Origin of the sequence: Amycolatopsis sp. WAC 04197, from assembly GCF_003947475.1 — a bacterium.
Lineage (GTDB): Bacteria > Actinomycetota > Actinomycetes > Mycobacteriales > Pseudonocardiaceae > Amycolatopsis > Amycolatopsis japonica.
The window spans coordinates 272483-295475 of record NZ_QHJK01000004.1; the positions used below are offsets into that span (position 1 = coordinate 272483).

The 22993-nt window shown below is 69.6% G+C and carries 29 protein-coding genes; 18 read left to right on the forward strand and 11 right to left on the reverse strand.

Annotation, left to right across the window (positions count from 1 at the left end; genetic code table 11):
• Positions 1-6: 6 nt before the first annotated feature.
• The gene (locus DMC64_RS18100) at positions 7-1311 is read right to left on the reverse strand and encodes a nicotinate phosphoribosyltransferase (RefSeq protein ID WP_037341518.1); all 1305 of its coding nucleotides are present in this window, start codon (positions 1309-1311) and stop codon (positions 7-9) included.
• A 74-nt stretch (positions 1312-1385) separates the two neighbouring features.
• Between DMC64_RS18100 and clpS the strand changes: the two genes are divergently transcribed.
• The 7 genes from clpS (at position 1386) to DMC64_RS18135 (ending at position 5976) form a co-directional block, all read left to right on the forward strand.
• Entirely contained in the window at positions 1386-1685 is a 300-nt protein-coding gene (gene clpS / locus DMC64_RS18105; RefSeq protein WP_005165655.1) for an ATP-dependent Clp protease adapter ClpS, read from the forward strand.
• Positions 1682-2239: a DUF2017 domain-containing protein gene (locus DMC64_RS18110; protein ID WP_007028265.1), complete on the forward strand. Its 558-nt coding sequence runs from the start codon at positions 1682-1684 to the stop codon at positions 2237-2239. The genes clpS and DMC64_RS18110 overlap by 4 nt, the downstream gene beginning before the upstream one ends.
• On the forward strand, positions 2236-3228 hold the full coding sequence (locus DMC64_RS18115) for a P1 family peptidase (RefSeq protein WP_125734463.1): 993 nt from the start codon (positions 2236-2238) through the stop codon (positions 3226-3228). The genes DMC64_RS18110 and DMC64_RS18115 overlap by 4 nt, the downstream gene beginning before the upstream one ends.
• Positions 3229-3348: 120 nt before the next feature.
• Positions 3349-3765, forward strand: a complete 417-nt coding sequence (locus DMC64_RS18120; RefSeq protein WP_016336788.1) for a Mov34/MPN/PAD-1 family protein — start codon at positions 3349-3351, stop codon at positions 3763-3765.
• Between the two features lie 75 nt (positions 3766-3840).
• Positions 3841-4113 carry a MoaD/ThiS family protein gene (locus tag DMC64_RS18125; protein ID WP_005165659.1) on the forward strand — a complete coding sequence of 91 codons (273 nt, stop codon included), beginning with the start codon at positions 3841-3843 and terminating at the stop codon, positions 4111-4113.
• Between the two features lie 3 nt (positions 4114-4116).
• Positions 4117-5067: a PLP-dependent cysteine synthase family protein gene (locus DMC64_RS18130; RefSeq protein ID WP_037341526.1), complete on the forward strand. Its 951-nt coding sequence runs from the start codon at positions 4117-4119 to the stop codon at positions 5065-5067.
• 195 nt (positions 5068-5262) lie between these two features.
• Complete coding sequence (locus DMC64_RS18135) at positions 5263-5976, forward strand: aspartate/glutamate racemase family protein (protein WP_125734464.1); 714 nt, start codon at positions 5263-5265, stop codon at positions 5974-5976.
• Here DMC64_RS18135 and DMC64_RS18140 read toward each other — a convergent pair.
• Complete coding sequence (locus tag DMC64_RS18140) at positions 5937-6809, reverse strand: arylamine N-acetyltransferase (protein WP_125734465.1); 873 nt, start codon at positions 6807-6809, stop codon at positions 5937-5939. The two genes, DMC64_RS18135 and DMC64_RS18140, sit on opposite strands and share 40 nt — an antisense overlap.
• An 82-nt stretch (positions 6810-6891) precedes the next feature.
• Between DMC64_RS18140 and DMC64_RS18145 the strand changes: the two genes are divergently transcribed.
• Genes DMC64_RS18145 through rdgB form a run of 5 tightly spaced genes read left to right on the forward strand, consistent with a single transcriptional unit; the run spans position 6892 to position 10562 of the window.
• The gene (locus DMC64_RS18145; protein ID WP_370324232.1) at positions 6892-7560 is read left to right on the forward strand and encodes a rhomboid family intramembrane serine protease; all 669 of its coding nucleotides are present in this window, start codon (positions 6892-6894) and stop codon (positions 7558-7560) included.
• Complete coding sequence (murI, locus tag DMC64_RS18150) at positions 7557-8363, forward strand: glutamate racemase (protein WP_007028257.1); 807 nt, start codon at positions 7557-7559, stop codon at positions 8361-8363. The genes DMC64_RS18145 and murI overlap by 4 nt, the downstream gene beginning before the upstream one ends.
• Positions 8364-8392: 29 nt before the next feature.
• Complete coding sequence (locus DMC64_RS18155) at positions 8393-9160, forward strand: MBL fold metallo-hydrolase (protein WP_125734466.1); 768 nt, start codon at positions 8393-8395, stop codon at positions 9158-9160.
• Positions 9161-9183: 23 nt separating this feature from the next.
• Positions 9184-9960: a ribonuclease PH gene (gene rph / locus DMC64_RS18160; RefSeq protein ID WP_037342521.1), complete on the forward strand. Its 777-nt coding sequence runs from the start codon at positions 9184-9186 to the stop codon at positions 9958-9960.
• Positions 9957-10562, forward strand: a complete 606-nt coding sequence (gene rdgB, locus DMC64_RS18165; protein ID WP_125734467.1) for an RdgB/HAM1 family non-canonical purine NTP pyrophosphatase — start codon at positions 9957-9959, stop codon at positions 10560-10562. Before rph ends, rdgB begins: the two co-directional genes overlap by 4 nt.
• A 52-nt stretch (positions 10563-10614) precedes the next feature.
• On the opposite strand, the gene bcp is transcribed toward rdgB, so the two are convergent.
• From bcp to DMC64_RS18180, 3 genes are all read right to left on the reverse strand, one after another.
• A complete protein-coding gene (gene bcp, locus DMC64_RS18170; protein ID WP_037341533.1) occupies positions 10615-11088 on the reverse strand; it encodes a thioredoxin-dependent thiol peroxidase in 474 nt (157 codons plus the stop codon).
• A 28-nt stretch (positions 11089-11116) separates the two neighbouring features.
• Positions 11117-11662, reverse strand: coding sequence for a hypothetical protein (locus DMC64_RS18175; RefSeq protein WP_037341534.1), 546 nt, complete (start codon positions 11660-11662; stop codon positions 11117-11119).
• A 201-nt stretch (positions 11663-11863) separates the two neighbouring features.
• The gene (locus DMC64_RS18180; protein WP_007028251.1) at positions 11864-12046 is read right to left on the reverse strand and encodes a hypothetical protein; all 183 of its coding nucleotides are present in this window, start codon (positions 12044-12046) and stop codon (positions 11864-11866) included.
• Between the two features lie 130 nt (positions 12047-12176).
• On the opposite strand from DMC64_RS18180, the gene DMC64_RS18185 reads away from it, so the two are divergent.
• Positions 12177-13136: a glycoside hydrolase family 25 protein gene (locus tag DMC64_RS18185; RefSeq protein ID WP_255432639.1), complete on the forward strand. Its 960-nt coding sequence runs from the start codon at positions 12177-12179 to the stop codon at positions 13134-13136.
• A gap of 91 nt (positions 13137-13227) precedes the next feature.
• On the opposite strand, the gene DMC64_RS18190 is transcribed toward DMC64_RS18185, so the two are convergent.
• Genes DMC64_RS18190 through DMC64_RS18210 form a run of 5 tightly spaced genes read right to left on the reverse strand, consistent with a single transcriptional unit; the run spans position 13228 to position 18334 of the window.
• The gene (locus tag DMC64_RS18190; RefSeq protein ID WP_038509022.1) at positions 13228-13683 is read right to left on the reverse strand and encodes a (2Fe-2S)-binding protein; all 456 of its coding nucleotides are present in this window, start codon (positions 13681-13683) and stop codon (positions 13228-13230) included.
• Positions 13680-14528, reverse strand: coding sequence for a xanthine dehydrogenase family protein subunit M (locus tag DMC64_RS18195; protein WP_125734468.1), 849 nt, complete (start codon positions 14526-14528; stop codon positions 13680-13682). Before DMC64_RS18195 ends, DMC64_RS18190 begins: the two co-directional genes overlap by 4 nt.
• Positions 14525-16855 (reverse strand): xanthine dehydrogenase family protein molybdopterin-binding subunit, encoded by a 2331-nt coding sequence (locus DMC64_RS18200; RefSeq protein WP_125734469.1) that lies wholly within the window; start codon positions 16853-16855, stop codon positions 14525-14527. The genes DMC64_RS18195 and DMC64_RS18200 overlap by 4 nt, the downstream gene beginning before the upstream one ends.
• A gap of 4 nt (positions 16856-16859) precedes the next feature.
• Complete coding sequence (locus DMC64_RS18205; RefSeq protein WP_125734470.1) at positions 16860-17834, reverse strand: LysR family transcriptional regulator; 975 nt, start codon at positions 17832-17834, stop codon at positions 16860-16862.
• Positions 17834-18334 carry a DinB family protein gene (locus DMC64_RS18210; RefSeq protein WP_125734471.1) on the reverse strand — a complete coding sequence of 167 codons (501 nt, stop codon included), beginning with the start codon at positions 18332-18334 and terminating at the stop codon, positions 17834-17836. Before DMC64_RS18210 ends, DMC64_RS18205 begins: the two co-directional genes overlap by 1 nt.
• Before the next feature lie 54 nt (positions 18335-18388).
• Here DMC64_RS18210 and DMC64_RS18215 point away from each other — a divergent pair, with 54 nt between their 5' ends.
• The 5 genes from DMC64_RS18215 to DMC64_RS18235 are packed head-to-tail and all read left to right on the forward strand — an operon-like array spanning position 18389 to position 22244.
• On the forward strand, positions 18389-19162 hold the full coding sequence (locus DMC64_RS18215) for an aminotransferase class IV family protein (RefSeq protein WP_125734472.1): 774 nt from the start codon (positions 18389-18391) through the stop codon (positions 19160-19162).
• A gap of 14 nt (positions 19163-19176) precedes the next feature.
• The gene (locus DMC64_RS18220; RefSeq protein WP_125734473.1) at positions 19177-19764 is read left to right on the forward strand and encodes a short chain dehydrogenase; all 588 of its coding nucleotides are present in this window, start codon (positions 19177-19179) and stop codon (positions 19762-19764) included.
• A gap of 32 nt (positions 19765-19796) precedes the next feature.
• Positions 19797-20822 (forward strand): methyltransferase, encoded by a 1026-nt coding sequence (locus tag DMC64_RS18225; RefSeq protein WP_125734474.1) that lies wholly within the window; start codon positions 19797-19799, stop codon positions 20820-20822.
• Positions 20823-20838: 16 nt separating this feature from the next.
• A complete protein-coding gene (locus tag DMC64_RS18230) occupies positions 20839-21639 on the forward strand; it encodes a metalloregulator ArsR/SmtB family transcription factor (protein ID WP_125734475.1) in 801 nt (266 codons plus the stop codon).
• Positions 21640-21644: 5 nt separating this feature from the next.
• Positions 21645-22244, forward strand: a complete 600-nt coding sequence (locus DMC64_RS18235; RefSeq protein ID WP_037341555.1) for a dihydrofolate reductase family protein — start codon at positions 21645-21647, stop codon at positions 22242-22244.
• Here DMC64_RS18235 and DMC64_RS18240 read toward each other — a convergent pair.
• Complete coding sequence (locus DMC64_RS18240; protein ID WP_199755010.1) at positions 22226-22954, reverse strand: hypothetical protein; 729 nt, start codon at positions 22952-22954, stop codon at positions 22226-22228. The two genes, DMC64_RS18235 and DMC64_RS18240, sit on opposite strands and share 19 nt — an antisense overlap.
• Positions 22955-22993 lie beyond the last annotated feature (39 nt).

Sequence of the window (22993 nt, forward strand, 5' to 3'; positions counted from 1 at the left end):
GTCTCTTTAGACGAATACGGTCGGGATGGCGGGCTCCCCGTGCGAGAGCTTGAGGCCTTCCCACGGAAGGCTCACCAGCGCCCGCCGAAGCCGCTGGCGCGCGTCGTCCAGCGTGGGCAAATCATCCACCGTCCGGCCGCCCCGGACCAGCGGAATCTGCAATTCGTGGTCGTTCGGTCCCCGTTCCGGGACCGGCGAGGCGGCCGTCCAGATCACCTCTTCGACGGCGGTGCCGGTCTCGCGGTGCCGTCGCAGCGCGGATTTCCGCCCGCCGCGGGATTCCTTGTGCGCGCTGCGCTTCGCGACCGGTTTGCCGTCGACCTCGACGAGCTTGTAGACCATCCCCGCGGTCGGCGCGCCGGAACCGGTGACGACCGAGGTCCCGACGCCGTACGCGTCCACGGGTTCCGCCCGCAGTGCCGCGATCGCGTGTTCGTCGAGGTCGCCCGACACCACGATGCGGGTGTCCTTGGCGCCGAGGGCGTCCAGCTGCTCGCGGGCCTTGCGCGCCAGCGGGCCCACGTCGCCGGAGTCGATGCGGATCGCGCCGAGCTCGGTGCCCGCCACCCGGACGGCCGTTTCGATGCCCTTGGTGATGTCGTAGGTGTCCACCAGAAGGGTGGTGTCGGCACCCATCTTGTCCACCTGCGCGCGGAACGCCTGCTCCTCGCTGTCGTGCAGCAACATGAACGCGTGCGCGACGGTGCCCCGTGTCGGGATGCCGTAGCGGCGCCCGGCTTCGAGGTTGGAGGTCGTGGCGAACCCGGCCAGGTACGCGGCCCGCGCGGCGGCGACGGCGGCGTACTCGTGCGTGCGGCGGCCGCCCATCTCGATGATCGGCCTGCCGTGCGCGGCGCCCGACATCCGCGCCGCCGCGGACGCGATCGCGCTGTCGTGGTTGAGGATCGAGAGGATCAACGTCTCCAGCACGACGGCCTCGCCGAAGGAACCGGTGACGGTCATGATCGGGGAGCCGGGGAAGTACAGCTCGCCCTCGGGGTAACCGTGGACGTCCCCCGAAAAGGAGTAGTCCGCGAGCCACGAAAGTGTGGCGTCGTCCACCACGGCCGTCGCTTCCAGCTGGCTCAGCTCGGCGTCGGTGAACCGGAAGTCCGCGATCGCGTCGAGGACCCGTCCGGTGCCCGCGACGACGCCGTAGCGGCGGCCGTCGGGCAGACGACGTGCGAAGACCTCGAAGACGCAAGGCCGGTCCGCCGTCCCGTCGGACAGGGCGCTGGCCAGCATGGTCAGCTCGTAGTGGTCGGTGAGCAGCGCGGTGCTGGCGCCAGTGGCCGCCTCGGGGAAACCCATGGCACCAGCCTATTCACCCACATGGCCGGACCTGCCAGCCCGTACCGGATCGGGCCCGTGACACCATGGAGTGCATGTCCACGCCTGTCGCATCCGAGCAGACGCAGGTTGATCCACAGGGAGTAGAAGTCGTCTCTGAGGACAAACCCTGGCGGACGGTCGTCTGGAACGATCCGGTGAACCTCATGTCGTACGTGACGTACGTGTTCCAGAAGCTGTTCGGTTACAGCCGGGACCACGCGACGAAGCTGATGCTCGACGTGCACCAGAAGGGCAAGGCGATCGTGTCCTCCGGTTCCAAGGAGAAGGTGGAGACCGACGTCGCGAAACTCCACGCGGCCGGCCTCTGGGCGACCATGGAGCAGCCTTCATGAACGGATGGCGCCGCAAGGGCGAGACCATCGTCGCCGGGTTCGAGCAGCAGGAGGCCGCGGTGCTGCGCGGTCTGGTCAGCCAGCTGGAGGACATGCTCACCGCGCGCGCCGAGGAGGCGCCGCAGGACGAGCTCGCCGAGCTGACCGGCATCCGCACCGGCCCGACCGAATCGCCGGACGACCCGGTGCTTTCGCGGCTGCTGCCGGACTTCCACAAACTCGACCCGGACAACCCGACCCGCGAGGACATCGACTCGGCCGCCGCGATGCGGTCGATCCACGAGCCCGAGCTGCTGGACAAGAAGGTCGGCGTCGCGAAGATCGTGCTGGACACCCTGCCGCGTGACGGCGGGAACGTGCGGCTGACCTTCGAGCAGGCCGACGCGTGGCTGGGCGCGCTCAACGACGTCCGGCTGGCGCTGGGCACCGCGCTCGACGTCACCGAGGACATGCCCGACGAACTGCCCGAGGACGATCCGCGCGCGCCGCATCTCGGCGTCTACCACTGGCTGACCTGGGTGCAGGAGACCCTCATCCAGTCGCTGACGTCATGATCACCGACGTCCCCGGCGTGCTGGTCGGGCACCACGAACGGGTCGGCGACGGCTGGGCGACCGGGACGACGGTCGTGCTGGTGCCCGGTGGCGCCGTCGGGGCCGTCGACCAGCGCGGCGGCGCGCCCGGCACGCGCGAGACCAACCTGCTGGAGCCGGAGAACCTGGTCCAGCACGTCAACGCGATCTGCCTGTCCGGCGGGAGCGCGTACGGACTGGCCGCCGCGGACGGCGTCATGCGCTGGCTGGCCGAGCGGAACCAGGGCATCCCGGTGGGGTCCCAGCCGCACGAGGTGGTGCCGATCGTCCCCGCCGCGGTGTTGTTCGACCTGCCGCGCGGTGACTGGGGCAACCGTCCGGACGCTTCCTTCGGCTACGCGGCGTGCCAAGCGGCCAAGGACGGCCCGGTGCCGTCGGGGACCGTCGGTGCGGGCGCCGGAGCGAAGGCGGGATCACTCAAAGGTGGGATCGGGACGGCCTCGGAAAAGGTCGGCGAGTTCACCGTCGGCGTCGTCGCCGCCGTGAACGCCGCCGGCGAGGCCGTCGATCTCTCGACCGGCCGGCCCTACGCGGCGGATCACGAGGTCGACGGCGAGTTCGGCGTCCGCTGGCCCGACCGGCCCGGCGACGTCGAGGCGAAGGCCGCGGGGCTCAACACGACCATCGGCGTGGTCGCCGTCGACGCGGCACTTTCCAAGGCGGAGGCGCGACGGCTCGCGGTGGCCGCTCAGGACGGCCTCGCCAGGGCGGTACGGCCCGCGCACACGATGTTCGACGGCGACACGGTGTTCGCGCTGGCGACCGGCGACCGGGAGCTTCCCGGGGGCGCGGGCCCCGTCGCGGCGGCGCGGCGCGCGCTGGTGCTGGACAAGCTGTGCTCGGCGGCCGCGCGGGTGTTCGGGCGGGCGATGGTGCACGGTGTGCTGTCCGCCACTTCGGCGGGGGACATGCGGGCGTACCGGGACGTGTGGCCCGAAGCCTTCTCCTGACCACGCGTTTCGTCCTCTAAATGCGGTCCTTGCGTGGGCGACTACCGCATTCAGAGGACGAAACGCGGGGGTGAGTGGCGGCAATCTCAGAGTATGGACCGGCTCTGTCCAGCACCTAAGATGGGCGACGTGCTCCGGATCCGCCGTGAACTCGTCGACGAGATCGTCGCCCATGCCCGTCGTGACCATCCCGATGAGGCGTGCGGGGTGATCGCCGGTCCCGAAGGATCGGACAGCCCCGAGCGGTACATCCCGATGCTGAACGCGGCGCGCTCGCCCACGTTCTACGAATTCGACTCGGGTGATCTGCTGAAGCTCTACCGCGAGATGGACGCCAACGACGAGGTGCCGGTGGTCATCTACCACTCGCACACCGCGACCGACGCCTATCCGTCCCGCACCGATGTCTCGTACGCCTCGGAACCCGACGCGCACTACGTGCTCGTTTCCACCAAGGACCCCGATTCGCATCAGTTCCGGTCGTACCGGATCGTGGACGGGGAGATCACCGAGGAGCCCGTCGAGATCATCGGCTGAACCCGCCCCGTCCGGGAATAACCCGGACCGGCCCGAACGTCTGCGTTGCAGAGAACCCACCGGAGGTAGAAAACCATGGCCGTGACCGTGTCCATTCCGACCATCCTGCGTACGCACACCGGCGGCGAGAAGTCCGTCGAGGCGACCGGCAAGACCGTGCTCGAGGTGATCGACGACATCGAGTCCCGCCACGGCGGCCTCAAGGCCCGCCTGGTCAAGGAAGAGAAGCTGCACCGCTTCGTCAACGTCTACGTCAACGACGAGGACGTCCGCTTCTCCGGTGGTCTCGAGGCCGAGGTCAAGGACGGCGACACCCTGACCATCCTGCCCGCCGTGGCCGGTGGCTGATCGATGGCTCGCTTCGAGTCGCTGCTCGACGCGCTCGGCGGCACCCCGCTGGTCGGCCTTCCCCGGCTTTCGCCCACCCACGACGTGCGGTTGTGGGCGAAGCTGGAGGACCGCAACCCGACCGGTTCGATCAAGGATCGCCCCGCGCTGGCGATGATCGAGGCCGCCGAGCGTGAAGGCACGCTCCGGCGCGGCTCCACGATCCTGGAGCCGACGTCGGGCAACACCGGGATCGCGCTCGCCATGGCCGCGAAGCTCAAGGGCTACGGCCTGGTGTGCGTGATGCCGGAGAACACCTCGACCGAGCGCAAGCAGCTGCTGCAGGCGTACGGCGCGCGGATCGTCTTCTCCCCGGCCGCCGGCGGGTCCAACGAGGCCGTGCGCCGGGCGAAGGAGCTCGCCGAGGCCAACCCGGACTGGGTCATGCTCTACCAGTACGGGAACCCGGCCAACGCCGACGCGCACTACCGCGGTACCGGGCCCGAACTGCTCAAGGACCTGCCGACGCTGACGCATTTCGTCGGCGGCCTCGGCACCACCGGCACGCTGGTCGGCGTCGGGCGCTACCTGCACGAGGCGAAGCCGGACGTGCAGATCATCGCGGCCGAGCCGCGCTACGGCGAGCTGGTCTACGGCCTGCGGAACCTCGACGAGGGTTTCGTGCCGGAGCTCTACGACGCCAGCGTGCTCAACGGCCGGTACTCCGTCGGCGCGTACGACGCGCTTCGCCGGACGCGTGAGCTGCTGGAGCACGAAGGCATCTTCGCGGGGATCTCGACCGGTGCCGTGCTGCACGCCGCGCTGGCCGTCGCCGAGAAGGCCGCCGCCGCGGGGAAGCCCGCCGACGTGGCCTTCGTGGTCGCCGACGCGGGGTGGAAGTACCTCTCGACGGGCGCGTACTCCGGCTCGCTCGACGAAGCGGCCCAAAGGCTCGACGGGCAGCTCTGGGCCTGACCCCCTCTGCGCGCGCTATGAAAGGTCCTTTCCTTGCAAAATTTGCAAGGAAAGGACCTTTCATAGCGTTAGGGAGGGGCAACCGGATGTCATGAAAGGGTCGTTCAGGACGGAAAACGTCCTGAACGACCCTTTCATGACGTTTGGGGAGTGCCTCGAAACCCGAGGTGGTCGGGCGCTGGCACGATGGCGGGCATGAAGGTCATCGGGTTGCTGGGCGGGATGAGCTGGGAATCGTCGGCCGAGTACTACCGGCTGGTGAACGAGCGCGTCCGTGAGCTGCGCGGCGGGTACCACTCCGCGCGCACCGTGCTGTACTCCGTGGACTTCGCCGAGATCGAAGCGATGCAGGCCGAGGGCCGCTGGGACGACGCCGGACGGGAGCTGAACCGCGCCGCACGCGCCCTCGAAGCCGCCGGAGCGGATTTCGTCGTCCTCTGCACCAACACGATGCACAAGGTCGCCGACCGGCTCACCGACGGTCTGGACGTCCCGCTCCTGCATCTCGCCGACACGACGGCCGTCGCCATCAAGGCCGCAGGCATCAACCGCGTCGGGCTCCTGGGCACCGGTTTCACCATGGCCCAGCCGTTCTACCGCGAACGCCTCGCCGCGCACGGCCTCGACGTGCTCGTGCCGGACGAGGACGACCGCGAGACGGTGCACCGGGTCATCTACGACGAACTCGTCCACGGCGTGGTCACCGAGGAGTCCCGCGAGCGGTACCGCGAGGTCATCGCGAGACTCGTCGAGGCGGGCGCGGAAGGCGTGATCTACGGCTGCACCGAGATCGAACTGCTCGTCGGCCCGGAAGACAGCACGGTGCCCACCTTCCCCACGACGAGGCTGCACGCCGAAGCGGCCGTGGACTACGCGCTGGGCAAGGCCTCACTCCCTCCCGCGGTGTGACGTTCGTGCTGGGCGACGGCCTGTCGCCACAGCCTGTCCTGTTCTTCACCGGTGAATCCGCCGCGAGGCACGCCGAAGACGTCCTCGATGGCCGTCCACCACTCGGCCGGTGAGTCCAGCACGGTCTTGCCGCCCGGCAGGCCGGTCAAGGTCAGCGCGCGCAGCGAGTCCACGCCGTCGGCGTCGCGTCGCTGCAGCACCAGCGTGCGGACGAAGCCGGAATCCTCCGCCGTCGACAGCTCGACGTGCTTCTCGGCGAAGTCGGCCATCACGGCCGTCTCCGGGGCGAAATCCATCCCGACGAAACTGCCCTGCGGGTCGTGGTCGAGCCGCCAGCCGCCCGGCGTGACCTCCGAGGGCCGGATCCGGAACACCAGCGGGCCTTGTTTGTACTCGCCCTCACGCAGCGGGAGCGGCTCGTGGATGCCGTCTCCGAGCCCTACGTCGACCAGCCAGCCGACTTCGGGCGTCTCCGGCAGCCCGGTCACCTTCAGGGCCAGGTGGTTGAGGTGGATGCCTGCCTCCCCACCCGGCATCTGCGCTCCGCTCGGATGCCGGGTGACCTGGTAACCGAGCGCCCCCAACAGGGCCGAGAACGCGCCATTGAGGTGATAGCAGTAGCCGCCGCGGCCGGCGGCGATCCGGCCGAACGACACCGCCGGGTCCAGCGAGGTCACCCGGCCGAGCTGGACTTCAAGATCTTCGTACGGCACGCGCTCCACATGGGCCGCGTGCAGGCGGAAAAGGGCGTCGAGACTCGGCGGCTCGTGCTCGAGGCCGAGTCGCGCGAGGTAGGCGGGCACGTCGACGTGCTCGGAAGAAGGGAACCCCATGTGATCGACCGTAGCGGGCACCACCGACAAATCAGGGTTCTCACGGAGGCGACCCCGCCGATCCGCGTCGTAGCCTGGGGTGGTGACCACATTGCCTCCCCAGCCGGTCCCGGCGAGCGAGTCGTCCGGTACGGATCCGGCCAAACGCGTCCTCCCGCCGAACCCGAGGGCCGCCGCGGTCGTGGCGCTCGCCTTCACCGCGCTGCTCTACCTGGTGGAGCTGGTCGACGTCGTGCTGCCCCTCGACCTCGATCAGAGCGGGGGCATCGTCGCCCGTGAGGTCTCCGATCTCGACGGCGTGCTCTGGGCGCCGCTGCTGCACGCGGGCTGGGGGCACCTGTTCTCCAACACCGTCCCGGTGCTGGTGTTCGCCTTCCTCGCGATGTCCGCCGGGATCGGCCGATGGGTGCTGGTCACCGCGATCATCTGGGTGCTCTCCGGCCTCGGCGTCTGGCTGATCGCGCCGAGCGGCACGGTGACCGTCGGAGCGTCCGGCGTCGCGTTCGGCTGGCTCGCGTTCCTGCTGGTCAGGGGCATCTTCAACCGCGCCGTCGGGCAGATCCTGGTGGCCGTGGTGCTGCTGGGCATCTGGAGCGGGATGCTCTGGGGACTGCTTCCCGGTGACACGGGCATCTCCTGGCAGGGGCACCTGTTCGGCGCGCTTTCCGGGGTGTTCGCGGCCTGGTTGATGGCGCGGGCCGACAGGTCCCAGGCCAGGAAGGCGGCGGGCCCCGGTAGCCTCGCCGTGTGACCAAGCCGAGCGCCGACGCCCCGATCGGCGTCTTCGATTCCGGAGTGGGCGGGCTCACCGTCGCCAGGGCGATCCTGGAGCAGCTGCCCGGTGAGCAACTGCGCTACGTCGGCGACACCGCCCGCAACCCGTACGGTCCGCTTCCCATCGCGACGGCACGCCAGTACGCGCTGGAAGCGCTGGACGACATCGTCGAAGGCGGGGTGAAGGCGCTGGTCATCGCCTGCAACACCGCCTCGGCCGCCTGCCTTCGCGACGCGAGGGAGCGCTACGACGTCCCCGTGATCGAGGTCGTCCTCCCGGCCGCGCGCCGGGCCGTGTCCGCCACGCGTTCCGGGCGGATCGGCGTGATCGGCACCGAGGGCACCGTCCGGTCCCGCGCCTACGACGACGCCTTCAACGCCGCGCAGGACGTCGAGATCACCAGCGTCGCGTGCCCGCGGTTCGTGGACTTCGTCGAACGCGGGATCACCACCGGGCGCCAGGTGCTCGGGCTCGCGCAGGGCTATCTGGAACCACTGCTGGACGCACAGGTCGACACGCTGGTCATGGGCTGCACGCACTACCCGTTGCTCTCCGGGGTGCTGCAGATCGTCATGGGCCAGGACGTCACGCTGGTGTCCAGCGCCGAGGAGACCGCGCGTGACCTCGTGCGCGTCCTCACCGAGGCCGATCTCCTCGCCGAGCGCGACACCCCGCCGCGGCACGAGTTCGTCGCCACCGGATCCGCCGAGCCGTTCACCAGACTCGCTCAGCGGTTCATGGGCTTCGCTCCGGGTGTGCTGGCTCCCACCAGCGCCTAAAACGCCGATTCCGTGCTTAAGGTGTCACAGTGCGTCTCACGATCCTCGGCTGCTCAGGCAGCATCCCCGGGCCCGACGCCGCCGCGTCCGGCTATCTGCTCGAGGCGGACGGGTTCGTCCTGGGGCTCGAACTCGGCAACGGGACGCTCGCCAGGCTGCAGGCCCTGCGCGACCCGTTCGACCTGGACGCGCTGATCCTTTCGCATCTCCACCCCGATCATTGCGCCGACGTCAGCGCGCTCACCGTGCTGCGCCGCTACCACCCGGCGCTGCCGTATCCGGCGAGGCCGCGACGGCTCCCGGTGTACGGGCCCTCGGACGTGCACGAGCGGCTCGCCCACGCGTACGCAGCGAACGAGGACGAGCGGGCGACCACCGATCTTTCCGACGTCTTCGCCTTCGACGCGCTGCGGCCGGAGCCGATGGAGATCGGGCCGTTCACGGTCACCGCGGTCCCCGTCGACCACCCGACCCCGGCGTTCGGCCTGCGGTTCGCGTACGGCGGCAAGACCCTCGCGTACACCGGTGACACGGGTGTCTGCGACACCCTGACCGATCTCGCCTGCGGCGTCGACGTCCTGCTGTCCGAAGCGTCGTGGACCGACTCGCCCGACCGGCCCGCCGGCGTCCATCTGTCCGGCAAGGAGGCGGGCGAGCTGGGACGCAAGGCCGGGGTGGGGCGGTTGCTGCTCACCCACGTCGCGCCCTGGACCGACCGGGACGCCGTCCTCGCCGAGGCGGCCGTCGCGTTCCCCGCGGCCGAGCTGGTCGAGCAGGGCGCCGTCTACGACCTCTGACGCGGGGTTCTAGAGTGGCGGCCGTGGCGAGAAAAGACGGCAGGAACGACGACCAGCTTCGCGACATCAAGATCACCCGCGGCTTTCAGCGGTGGCCGGCGGGATCGGTGTTGATCGAATTCGGCGACACCCGGGTGCTGTGCGCGGCGAGCGTCACCGAAGGCGTCCCCCGCTGGCGGGCCGGTTCCGGCCTCGGCTGGGTCACCGCCGAGTACGCGATGCTGCCGTCGGCGACCAACACCCGCAGCGACCGCGAATCCATCAAGGGCCGCGTCGGCGGCCGCACGCACGAGATCTCCCGGCTGATCGGCCGGTCCCTGCGCGCCTGCATCGACCTGGCGGCGTTGGGGGAGAACACGATCGTCATCGACTGCGACGTCATCCAGGCCGACGGCGGTACCCGCACGGCCGCGGTGACCGGCGGCTACGTCGCGCTCGCCGACGCCGTCACCTGGCTCGGCGCGGCGGGCCGCCTCGCCGACCCGCAGCCGCTTTCGTCTTCGGTGGCCGCGGTGAGCGTGGGCGTCGTCGACGGCCGGGTGCGCCTCGACCTGCCCTACGAAGAGGACTCGCGCGCGGAGGTCGACATGAACGTCGTCGCCACCGACGCGGGCACCCTCATCGAGGTGCAGGGCACCGGCGAGGGCGCCACCTTCGCGCGGTCCACTTTGGACACCATGCTGGACGTGGCGCTGGCGGGCTGCGAGGAACTGACCCGTCTGCAGACCGAAGCGCTCGCGTTGCCGTACCCCGGCGAACTCCCCGAGCCGCGCCCCGACAAGAAGAAGGGCGCCAAGTGACCAAGCTGCTCCTCGCCACCCGCAACGCGAAGAAGCTCGGCGAGCTCCGGCGCATCCTGGTGGCGGAGGGGATCGAGGGCGTCGAGGTCATCGGCCTCGCCGACGTTCCCGAGTTCCCCGAAGCACCCGAAACCGCTCCGGACTTCGAAGGCAACGCGCTCGCGAAGGCCCAGGACGCGGCCGCCGCGACCGGTCTCCCGGCCATCGCCGACGATTCGGGTATCACCGTCGACGCGCTCAACGGTATGCCGGGCGTGCTCTCGGCGCGCTGGTCGGGCAAACACGGCGACGACGAGGCGAACCTGGACCTCGTGCTGGCACAGCTGTCCGACACTCCCGACGAGCGGATGGGCGCGGCTTTCGTCTGCGCGGCCGCGCTGGTCGTCCCCGGCGGCGACGAAACCGTGGTGCGCGGGGAATGGCGAGGCTCGCTGATCCGGGAACGCCGCGGTGCCAACGGATTCGGCTACGACCCGATCTTCGTGCCCGAAGGGGAGACGCGGACCTCGGCGGAGCTGGAACCGTCCGAAAAGGACGAAGCCTCGCACCGGGGGAAGGCGTTGCGGGCGTTGGTGGGAGAGCTGCGGAAGCTGGCCGGTTGAGTTGGTCGTGAGTGGCGTTTCGGGTCAGAACCCGAAACGCCGCTCACGACGCTCACGCGAGCGAGAGGTCCCGCAGCAGCTTCGCGACGTGCCCGGTCGCGCGCACGTTGTACTGCGCCACCGCGATCTTGCCCTCGGGGTCGACGACGAACGTCGAGCGGATGACGCCCTCGTAGACCCTGCCGTAGTTCTTCTTCTCGCCGAAGGCGCTGTACGCCTTCAGGACCGTCTTCTCCTCGTCGGACAGCAGTGGGAACGTCAGCCCTTCCGCCTCGACGAACTTCGCCAGCTTCGCGGGCTTGTCGGGCGAGATGCCGAGCACCTGGTAGCCGGCGTCGTTGAGCTGCGCGAGGCTGTCCCGGAAGTCGCAGGCCTGCTTCGTGCAGCCCGGCGTGCCGGCGTTCGGGTAGAAGTACACGACGACCGATTCGCCGCGGAAGTCGCTGAGCTTGACGTCGTTGCCCTCGCTGTCGGGGAGGGTGAAGTCGGGCGCTTTGTCGCCGGGGGAAAGTCGCTGCTCGGTCATGACGCACACGGTAGCGAAACCGGCGGCGTCAGACCTTTCCGCAGTACTTCGCGGCGACGGGCTCCGCCGGGCTCGGCCGCACCTGCAGGCGCAGCTTCACCGGCCTGTCCGGAACGGCGAACGCCAGGTTCAGGTGGACCGACCGGCCGGGCGCCACGTCCTTGCCGGCGTCCGCGACGCCGTTGTAGCCCTGCACCGGGTCGACGACCTGTTTGACCGTCGCGGTCTCCCCGTCGACCTCACCGGTCACGGACAGCCCGGAGAGCCGGTACGTGCCGTCGCCCGCGTTCGTCACCTCGATGCCGAAGGCCACCGCGCGCGGACTCTGCGGATACGCCGACGCGCTGGGGCGGAACGACTTCGGCGCGGAAACGGAGATCGTGACGCCGGTCGCGAACCGGTGCGGGGCGCCGAACGCCAGGTCGCCTTCCGCGTGCGTCGCGGCCAAACCCTGCGCGGGGGCGTCCGCGCCGAGCACGGCGGCACCTTTTTCCGGTGCCGGGACCCCGCACGCGGCCGCCAGCATCAGCGAGCAGGCGGCGATGAAGAGCTTCGGGGTGCGCGGGGGCGCCATGTGCGGTTACTCCAGTCGGAGGTGCGGGTGGGCCGTTCGAGGTAGGTATTAGTGCCGAAGAGTCCAGAGTGACGGTCTTCCGCAGCCGAGAGGAGCGGCACGGCCGGGTTGAGGCGCACCTGGTGTACAGCCGTGGCCGATCCGTGATCGGAAGGGTACGGCTAGTGACAGCCGTCACCTCGATGGCACATCCGCGACAGGTCAGACGGCGAAGGCGAAGAACAGGATGAAGATCGCCAGACCGGACACCCAGGCCACGATCAGCCAGCCGAAATCGCGCATCGGATCGACCGCCCGGCTCTCCTCGCCCGGGACGTAGACGCCGCGCTCTTCGAACCAGTCCGCCCACCGGGTCAGCCAGCGAAAGGGGCTTCGAGACGCCATGGTGGTCACAGTACGGGCATGGGTGAGCCGCGTCAGCCACGGAGGGGCCGCCCGAAAGGGCGAATCGGGCGAACCAGTTATCGCCCACTAGGCCCTTTTGTCCAACTGGTTCACCCGTCAGGCTGTAACGATGGCGCTGGGAATAGATATCTACAGTCGCTTTCAATCCGTTACCAATTGGCAGGCCGTCAAGGATCACGGCGTGACGTTCGTGTTCGTCAAGCTCAGTGACGGCGGAGGCCTCCCGAACGGCGGCCGCAACACCGGCGACGCGTTGGTGGCAGGGGCGAGATCCGTGGGAATCCCGGTGGGGGGATATCACTACGCCCAGGCGAGTCCTTCGCCGGAGGCGCAGGCGGACGTGCTGATCGGGGAGGTCCGGCGACTCGGGGCGACCGGATGTGTCCCGATGCTCGACCTCGAGGACAACCCGCCGGGTTCGGGGACGCCGAACATCCCCGACTCGCGCAAGCGGGACTTCTCGATCAGATTCTGCAATCGCGTGGCCGGACACGGCTTCCGGCCGGGCATCTACATGAACAACTCGCTCGCCAAGATGCTGCGTCCCGACCAGTTCGGCGTACGGGATCTCGTCATCTGGATCGCGCGCTACGGCGCGAAACCCGATCCGGCCGCGGGCCGGTACGACATCCACCAGTATTCGGACGCGGGCCAGATCTCGGGCATCCGCGCGAGCGGTGTCGATCTCAACGAGTCCTACACGAACGCCCACTTGACCGGCGGCGGCGCCGCCCCGAAACGGAAGGCGACGACAGAACTCATGGAACGCAGGACCATTCCGGCCAGTCCCTCGACCACCTCCGTGCGGCTGTTCCTCTCCGGCAGCGAGACGGCCGCGATCATCGTCCGCCCGCGTGTCGACGGGGACGGCGTCACCGACGCGCCCGTGTGGCAGGGCAACATCTACGCCTGGGGCAGCGACAAGGTCGGCGTCGGCGGCAATCCCTTGCAGACGCCCGGATTCAACCCGAAGACGGTTTCGCACCGGCGGTACCACCTGCCGGGCGCGGTGTGGGCCGACTTCGAATACAGCTCGAACATGGAGTTCGAGATCGACATCGTCGGCTGAGGCCGGAGTACGAGACTGTGCGCCCGATGTGGCATTGGGGACGTCGGGTGTCCCCAATGCCACATCGGGCGCGCGGTGTAGTGGTGATCCCTCACCGGGCCGCGTCCCGGACGGCGTCCACGATGAACTGATAGCCCGTGCACCGGCACAGATTCCCCGAGATCGCCTGCCGGATCTCGGCGTCCGTCGGGTCCGGGTTCTCCTTCAGCAACTCGGTCGCCGTCGCCAGCATCCCCGGCGTGCAGAAGCCGCACTGCAGCCCGTGGTGCTTCCGGAACGACTCCTGCAGCGGATGCAGTTCGCCGTCCGACGCCAGCCCCTCGACCGTGACGATCTCCGATCCGTCCACCTGCACCGCCAGCAGGCAGCACGCACGCGCGCTCGCTCCGTCGAGGGTGATCGTGCACGAACCGCAGACGCCGTGTTCGCAGCCGACGTGCACCCCGGTGAAACCCAGGTCGTGGCGCAGGAAATCGGCCAGCGTCCGCCGTGGTTCGCAGTCGGCGCGGTAGGTCCTGCCGTTCACCGTCAGGGTGACCGTGATCATGCGCCCTCCTTGGCTCGCCTGAGCGCCCGCCGGGTCAGCACCGCGGCCATCTCGCGCCGGTAATCGGCCGGTGCGTGGAGGTCGCCGGGCGGATCGGTCGCCGCGGCGGTGAGATCCGCGGCGAGGGCGATCGCGTCGTCGGTAACGGGCCCGCCGGTGAGCGACTCTTCGGCGGCGGTGGCCCGGATCGGTGCCGGACCCGCGCCCGCGACGGCGATCCGGGCGGATTCGCAGACCTCGCCCGCCATCGTCACGGTCGCGAAGACGGCGACCAGCGCGAGATCGCGACTCCGCCTGCTCAGTTCTTCGACGGCCCAGCCACCTCGATGCGACGGCACCGAAATCCGCGTCAGCAGCTCGCCCCGGCCCAACGCCGTCCGATGCGGGCCGAGGAAGAAATCCCGTGCCGCGACGGTCCGTTCGCCGGAAGCGCCGCGGACGGTGAAATCGGCGTCGAGCGCGACCATCACCGCGGGCAGTTCCGCGGCCGGATCGGCGTGCGCGAGACTGCCGCCGATCGTGCCCCGGTTCCGGATGGCCACGTGCCCCACGTGGCCGAGCGCGTCGGCGAGCAGGGGGACTTCGGACCGGACGACGGCCGACGTCTCGACCGAGCGGTGCCGGGTGAGCGCGCCGATCTCCAGCCGCCCGTTCTCCTTGCGCAGGAAGGAAAGTTCGTCGAGCCGGTTGATGTCGACCACCAGCGACGGGCGCGCTTGACGCAGGTTCAGCAACGGCACGAGGCTCTGCCCACCTGCCAGCACCCGCGCGTCCGGGGTGCCCAGCGCTTCGATGGCCTCGTCGAGCGACGAAGCCCGCAAGTACTCGAACGGCGCGGCCTTCACCGGGCCGCTCCCCGCTTCAGCGCGGCCAGCAGCCGCGGCGGCGTGATCGGAAGCGAGGTGATGTCCACGTCGTGTCCGCGCAGCGCGTCCTCGACGGCGTGCGCGATCGCCGCGCCGCCGCCGATCACCCCCGCTTCCCCCATTCCCTTGAACCCACCGGGAACGTGCTCGGCGGGAGTCGTCATATGCGACACGGAGAACGGCGGGATCTCGGTCGCGGTCGGCAGCAGGTACCCGGTGAACGAAGTGGTCTCCATCCGCCCGTCGGCGCCGTAGACCAGTTCCTCGTACAGCGCCCCGCCGATCGCCTGCGCCGCGCCGCCGTGCAGTTGCCCGTCCACGATCGTCGGGTTGATGACGGTGCCGCAGTCGTGCGCGATCAGGTAGTCCAGCAGCGTCACGACGCCGGTCTCCTTGTCGACTTCGGCGAGGACGGCGGTGCAGCCGAACGAGGTCGCGACGTTGACCGGGTCGTAGACCTCGCGTTCCTCCAGTGTCGGCGTCTCGTCCTCGGGCCAGACGCCGTTCAGCCGCCGGTACGCCGCGTCACCGATCGCGGCGAGGGTGACCTGCCTGCCGGGTACGCCGTTCACCGCGACGACACCGTCCTGAATGGACAGATCGTCGGGGGATGCCTCCAGGATGTGCCCGGCCACCCGCAGGATCTTCGCCCGCAGCCGGGTCGACGCGTTCAGCACGGCCGCGCCGCCGACGGCCGCCCCTCGGCTCGCCGCCGTGCCGTAGCCGGTGTACGGACAGCTTTGGGTGTCCCCGGAGAGCACGGTGACGTGGTCGAGCGGGACGCCGAGCGTGTGCGCGGCCACCTGCGCCAGCGTCGTGTGGATGCCCTGCCCGATCGCGGAGAGTCCGGTGTGGACGGTCACGTGGCCGGTCGAGTCGACCCGCACGACCTCCTCGTCGAATCCGGAATGCCCCAATCCGGCGAGGTTGATGATCCGGCTCGGCCCGAACCCGGTCAGTTCGTTGTGGAACGCGTACCCGATGCCGACGCCGTCTCCGCGACGTTCCGCCCACCCCGCTTCCTCGACGGCCTTCAGGCAGAGATCCAGACAGTCCTCGTAGCGGCCGCTGTCGTAGACGAACACCGGGCCTTGATACGGAAACGCCTCCGGTGGGATGAAGTTCTTGCGCCGCACCGCGTGCGCGTCCATGCCGAGCCGTTTCGCCAGCTGCTCCACCAGATGTTCGTGCACGAAGTTCGCCTTCGGCAGCCCGTAACCGCGGAACGAGCCGTACGGGGACCGGTTCGTCATCACGGCGACGAGGGTGAGTTCCGCGTTCGGGATGGCGTACGGCCCGGTCAGCAGGGCCGTCGTCGTCCAGCACGGGCTGGCGCCGACGGTCCCGAGCACGCCGCCGAGGACCCCGTACACGGTGGCGCGCAGGCCGGTGATCGTGCCGTCGTCCTTGGCCGCGAGTTCGACGTCGATCTTCTGCTCGCGCGAGTGCGCGTTCGCGACGAAGCTCTCCGCGCGGTCCTCGATGAGCTTGACCGGTTTCCCGGTGCGCCGCGAGAGGATCGCCGCGACGACTTCCTCGGCGTAGAAGTCGAACTTGTTCCCGAAGCCGCCGCCGACGTCGGGCGTGCGCACGCGGATCCGGTCCATCGAGAGCCCGAAGACCTCGCCGAACAGTTCACGCGCGAGGTTGGGTGCCTGCGTGGCGAGCCAGACGTCGAGCCGGTCGGTGAACGGGTCCCAGGTCGCCACCACGCCGCGCGTTTCGATCGGCGTGCCCATCTGGCGGGCGAAGCGGAACGACTCGGTGAGCACGACGTCCGCCTCGGCGAACGCGGTGGCCACGTCACCCATCGGGATGGTTCCGGTGCCGACGATGTTGTCGGGCCAGTCCTCGTAGAGCTTCGGCGCGTCGTCCGCCAACGCCTCTTCGAGCGTGCCGGCGGCCGGGAGTTCCTCGTACTCGACTTCGATCAGTTCCAGCGCGTCCTCGGCGGTCGCCCGGTCCTTCGCCGCGACGGCCGCGACGCCTTGGCCGTGGTAGCGCACCTTGCCGATGGCCAGGGCGTGGGTCTCCGGCGTCCGCATGTCCGGCAGATTCGACCAGATCACCGGTTGGGGTGTCTTCGTGATCGCCTGGACGTCCTCGCCGGTGATGACGGCGTACACGCCGGGATGGGCTTCCGCCGCCGCGGTGTCGATGCGCAGGATCCGCGCGTGCGGCAGGGGACTGCGGAGGACGGCGGCCTCCAGCATCCCCGGCAGCCGTACGTCGTCGATGTACCGCGCCCGCCCGGTCAGCAGGCGGACGTCCTCCTGCCGGGTCACGCTCGCGCCGATCAGCCCCATGGGCTCACTTTTCCGTACCGAGGGCCCCTCGCGCATCGTGCACACGGGTCATGGCCTCCCGATCGGACACCGGGAGCCACTGCCGCTCCGGATCGAAGGGCCGGTACGCCGAGCGGACGTGCTCGATCAGCAGCGGCAGCGTGGGGTGCCGGTTGTCATGCCGCCACAGCAGCGAGAACGGGTACACCGGCGTCGGGTCGACGAGCGGGATCTGGACGACGTCCGGATGCCAGGGCACATGCATCTTCGCGCCGACGAAACCCAGCCGGTCCTTCGACCCGCCGAGTACCTCGATGTGGTGTTCCAGTCCGTAGTTCGGGCCGTCGGTGTCGACCAGGATGCCGAACGCGGGGCACAGTTCCGCCCAGAACTCCGCCCACTCGCTGGCCCGTGCGTTGTAGGGCATCCAGGCGGTCAGACCTTCGAGCTCCGCCATCGCCACCTTTCGCCGGCGTGCGAGCGGATGCCGCCGCCCGACCAGCAGGTTCGCCGGTTCCAGATAGGCGGGCGTGCGGCCGATCCCCGGGGACGGTGCCGTGCTGACGCGGGCGAACGCGGCGTCGACGGACTCGGGCAGCATCGACCGGCGTACCGCGCCCAGCCCTGGCGTGACGAGTTCCAGTTCGTCGTCGTGGTCGGCATGGAAGGCGCGGATGACCTCCATGGTCGCCAGCCGTGTGCCGAGGACGTCGACGCGCAGGGGACGTCGCCTGCCCTGAAGGCGCTCGACGGCTTGGTCGGCGAGGCTGATCAGTGCCCGGGCGTGTTTGAGGAACTCCTCGCCGTCTTCGGTCGGCTCGGCGCCACCGCGCGTTCGCGACAGCAGCCGCACGCCGAGATCGGTCTCGAGCTTCGCGACGCGTTTGGAGACCGCCTGCTGGCTCATGTCCAGCCGGATCGCGGCCTCGCTGAAATACCGTTCCTCGGCCACCGCGACGAATGCGCGTACGGCGCCAAGATCCAGTTCCCGTCCCGGCATCACGCCGCGCTGCGTCGCTGCATCCTGAGCTGCCCGATCTCCGACACGTTCTTCATCAGTTCGGCGTTCACCCAGGCGACGGTGTGGGCGAAGGTCAGCCCGGCTTCCTCGCCGAACGGATAGGCGGAGGGCGCGTCGAGGTCCGCGTCGGTCAAGCGGTCCAGCCATTCCTCGCGAAGGCCGCGAAGCCAGGCGACGGCGGTTTCCGCGCCGGGCCAGACGATTTCCGTGCGCTCGCGCGGAGTCCGCCCGTTCGCGTGGTCCAGCGCCACGCTCCACCACCAGCCGATATGCCAGGTGAGCCAGGCGATCGTGGGGACCGGCACGGGATCGGGTTCGGTGTCCGCCCAGTCGGGGGTGCCGTCCGGCCGGATCGTCCAGCAGCGGGACGTGGGCTCCCAGAGGAAGTCGCCCGGCTCCAGGTCGGCGAGGTGGTACTCGAACAAGGACCAGGTCAGATCGAACTGCCAGCGGGACAGCTCCGAACGCGATGCGGGCACCCGCCGGATCCTCCCGTCGGGGCACGGCGGTCGCAACCGGTTTACGGTGCGGACATGAGTCCCTATGTCGCGCAGCGGAACGGCCGGACGGCGACCGCCGAAGACCTGGCGCCACTCGCCTTCGCCGGCTTCGCCCACTTCACGGCCATGCAGGTGCGTGACGGCCGGGTGCGCGGTCTCGACCTGCATCTGGATCGGCTCCGGAACGCTTCGCTGGAGCTGTTCGGCGACGCCCTGCCCGACGACCGGATCCGCTCGTACGTGCGCGAGGCGCTGAAGTCCGGACCCGCCGACGTCTCTCTCACCGTGACGATCCACCTGCCGGGTGATCTCGAAGTCCTGGTGCGCACCCGGCCTCCGGCTTCGGGTCCGGCCGGTCCGCTGGTGCTGACGGCCGTCGACCACGAGCGGGTCCTGCCCGCCCTCAAACACACCGGTGAGGTGGCGAAGACCTACTTCCGGCGGCGGGCCGTCGCCGAAGGATGCGACGACGCGGCGTTCGTCGACCGCCGGGGCAGGCTGAGCGAGGCGACGATCTGGAACCTCGCCTTCTTCGACGGCGATACGGTGGTGTGGCCCGACGCCGATCTGCTGGAGGGGACCACGATGGGCATCGTCCGGCGTCGGCTGGCGGCACTCGGTGTGCCGCAACGGGTCCAGGAGGTCACGCTCGCCGACCTGCCGGAGCTCGCGGGCGCGGTGGTCATGAACTCGTGGACGCCGGGGATCGCGGTGCACCGGATCGGCCCGGTGCCGCTGCCGGATGCGCCGTCGTTTGTGGAGACGCTGCACCAGGCCTACGAGACAGAACCTCTTGTGCGACCTTGAAAGGAAAGACGTCGATGAAGATCCTCGTGGTCGGTGCCACCGGGACGATCGGGGCCGCGGTCTCGTCGGCCCTCACCGCGCGCGGGCACACGGTGCTCGCCGCTTCCCGCTCGGGCGAAGTCAAAGTGGACGTCGAAGAGCCCGCCACTGTCGACGCCCTCTTCGCCGCCGAGCCGGGTATCGAGCACGTCGTGTGCTGTGCGGGAAGCGGCTCGCTTGTCCCGGTCGACGGCGGCGCTGACGAAGAGTTCACCCAAGGCCTGCAGGGGAAATTGCTCGGGCAGGTGTTCCTGCTCCGGCACGCGATCCCGCATCTGCCGGACGGCGGATCGGTCACGCTGACCGCGGGCCGGATCCCGGAAACGTTGCGCGGCAGCGCTTTCGGCGTCCTGACCAACGCCGGTCTCGAAGCCTTCGTCGCCGCGGCGGCCCGCGAACTGCCGCGCGGACTCCGCGTCAACGCCGTCAGCCCCGGCTGGGTGCGCGAAACGCTCGCGGCGCTCGGTGAACCGGAAGGCGGCACCCCGGCGGCCGACGTCGCGCGAAGTTACGTCGAGGCCGTGGAGAACGGTGACCTCACCGGGAGGACGTTGGTGCCGTAAGTCGGTTGACCGCGCTGCCACAGTGGTCAGTCGTGACCACTCATGACAAGGACAGACAGGAATTCCTCCGGCTGGCCGGGCTCGCGACGCCCATGGCGCTGCGCGTCGCCGTGACATTGGGACTGCCGGACCGGTTGTCCGGCGACGGCGCGACCGCCGTCGATCTGGCGGCGGAACTCGGCCAATCCCCGCTCGCGCTCGATCTGCTGCTGGGGCATCTGACGACGCTCGGCGTCCTCGAACGGACGTCGACCGGCTACCGCACCACCGAGTACGGGGCGAAACTCCGCGCCGACGCGGGCAATGGTCTCGCCGGACTGCTGGACATCAACGCCGCCGGCGGGCGGGGCGAACTGGCGTTCGTCGAACTCGCACACAGCATCGCCACCGGCGAGGCGGGCTATGTCCGCCGCTACGGCCAGGACTTCTGGACCGATCTCGCCGAGAATCCCCATCTTCGGGAGACGTTCGACCGGCAGATGACCCAGCGGTACCTGACGCAGGTGCCGCGGTTCGTCACCGGTTTCGACTGGTCGCGCTTCGGCACGCTCGTCGACGTCGGCGGGGGTCACGGCAGCCTGCTCGCCGCGATCCTGAAGGCCAACCCCTCGATGCGCGGCCACCTGGTCGACCTCGCGCCCACCGCGGCCGCCGCCGAAGCGGAACTACGCGAGCAAGGGCTCGGAGACCGGGTCGAGGTGAGCGCGGGCAGCTTCTTCGACCCGCTTCCGGCCGGGGCGGACGCGTATCTGTTGTCCGACATCCTCCACGACTGGGACGACGAGCACGCCCATCGCATCCTGGCCCGCTGTGCCGAGGCGGCCGGTGCCGGAAGCCGGGTCCTCGTCATCGAGGCGGTCGGCGGGCTCGGGGCCCAGACCGAGTGGGACCTGGTCATGCTCGTGCTCTACGGCGGCCGCGAACGACGTCTCGACGAGCTTCGCGAGCTCGCCGCCGCGCACGGCCTGGTCTTCGACTCCGTCACCACCCTGACCGAGCAGCGCAGCCTGCTGGAGTTCCACCGCAAAGAATATTCCTTGACAAGAATATTCTGCTGAGTGAATACTTCTCGGCATGGAGCAGATCGCAGCAGCACTGGGAGACGGAGCGAGGTGGCGCCTCGTCGAGCTTCTCGCCGAGCGGCCCCGGTCCGTCGGTGAGCTCGCCGAGCTGACCGGCCTGCGGCAACCGCAGACCACCAAGCACCTGCAGACCCTCGCCCGCGTCGGGCTCGTGACGGTGTTCCCGCTCGGGCAACGTCGCGTCTACGCGGTCGAAGCGGGCCCGCTGAAGGACCTCGAAGAGCGGCTGCGGACGCTGAGCACGACCATCGAGGCGAACGCGGGCGAGCGCGACGTCCTCACTCGCTATCAGGCCGCGATCGGCGCGGACACCGAGGCCGCGAAACAGGACCGGTGGGCGGACGGGCGGGCGTTCTCGTTCGACCGTCTGCTCGCCGCGTCGCGGAACGACGTCTGGCGGCATTGGACCGAGCCCGCGCTGCTCGCGTCCTGGTGGGCGCCGCCCTCGATGACCGTGACCGACTGCGTCATCGAGCCGTGGAGCGGTGGCCGGGCCGTGCTCGACTACCGCGACGCCGAAGGGTGCTACCGGTCCGCGGGGAAGGTCCGCGCCGCGACCGAGCCCGAACATCTCGAGTTCGACCTCTCGGTGCTGGACGCCAAGGGGGACACCTTCTTCACCGGTCACTACGACCTGCACTTCACCGAGGCGCCGGGCGGGACCCGGCTCCGGCTCGACCTGCGCATCACCGAAACCACCGTCGAGGCCGTCCCCTTCATCGCCGGTATCGAAACCGGCTGGGGCCAGGTGCTCGACAACCTCGCGACAACGCTGACCCAGGAAAAGGACTGAACGACATGACGAACCACACCGGCCGCCGCGTCACCGCCAACATCAGCCTCACCCTCGACGGCCACTACAGCGGCCCCGGCGGTCCCGGCGACATGGGCGCGATCGTCTCGTACGCCACCACCGACGTCGCCCGAGCCCACCTCGGCCGCATCCACGAGACGGCGACCACCGCGGTGCTCGGCAGGCTGAACGCCGAAGGCTTCCTGGGCTTCTGGCCGACCATCGCCGCCGACGAGAACGCCGACCCTCGCGACCGCGCCTACGCGAAATGGCTCACGGACGCCGAAAAGGTGGTCTTCTCGACCACGCTGACCGAAGCGCCTTGGGACCGCGCCCGCGTCGTGAACGCCCCCGTCGCCGAGGTCATCGCCGACCTGAAGGCGAACGGGGAAGGCGACATCCTGGTCAACAGCAGCGCCAGCGTCATCAAGGCCCTGCTCGCGGACGACCTGATCGACCGGCTGTACCTGATGATCTGCCCGGAGATCACCGGCGGCGGGCAGCGGCTGTTCGTCGACGGCCTGCCGGCTTCGAAGTGGGCGCTGGCTTATCAGGAGGTCGGGGAGCTGGGGGAGATGGCGCTGGTTTACGACCGGGTGCGCTGACTCGCGTCGAGTTCGAGGATCGTGCTCGCGACTTCCGACGGGAACAGTGTCGACCAGACGATCTCGCCGGGGGCCGGTTCCAACGCCGCCAGCTCGGACGGCTCGGGTTGCCAGTCGTCCTTTGTGACGCCCGGGACGCAATCGAGGAGCAGAGCGAAGACTTCCGGGTCCGGGATTCCTTCGGCGATGATCGCCAGGTAGGCCTCATGCGCGTCATCGACGCGGACGAGAGCCTTGATGCGATGGTTCTGGAACTCGGCGACCGCGAGCTTTCCGCTGGTGAGCGACATGGCGATGAGGCGGATCACCAGCCGCTTCATCTCACGTCGCCAGGCCACCGCTTGTTCCGCGCTGAGGCGCTTCCAGTCCCATTCGGCGGGGAGGAGATGAGCGGTTGAAACTGTCTTGCCGTTGGTACACTCGCGCCGGATCGCTTCATAGAAGTCGCGTTGGGGGCTGTCGGCCTGACGGTGTCCGGCCGCGCCGATCCACCAGGCTCCGACCTCGCTCGGGAGTTCGTCCGGCAAGTCGTCATCCCGCAACTGGGTTACGACCGCCCGGCGATCTCTGGTCTTGACCTTGAACCACACACGGTCGTTCAGGGACAAGATCCGCTGAGCGCCACCGGCGTTCCGAAGCGTTGGGATCGACTGAGCGGTGACGACGATCGAATCGTCCATCTCGTCGAGAGGGTGGCCGAGGTCCGGCAAGGAAAGGCTGAGATCGGCAAGGCATCTCTTGGTCGGGCG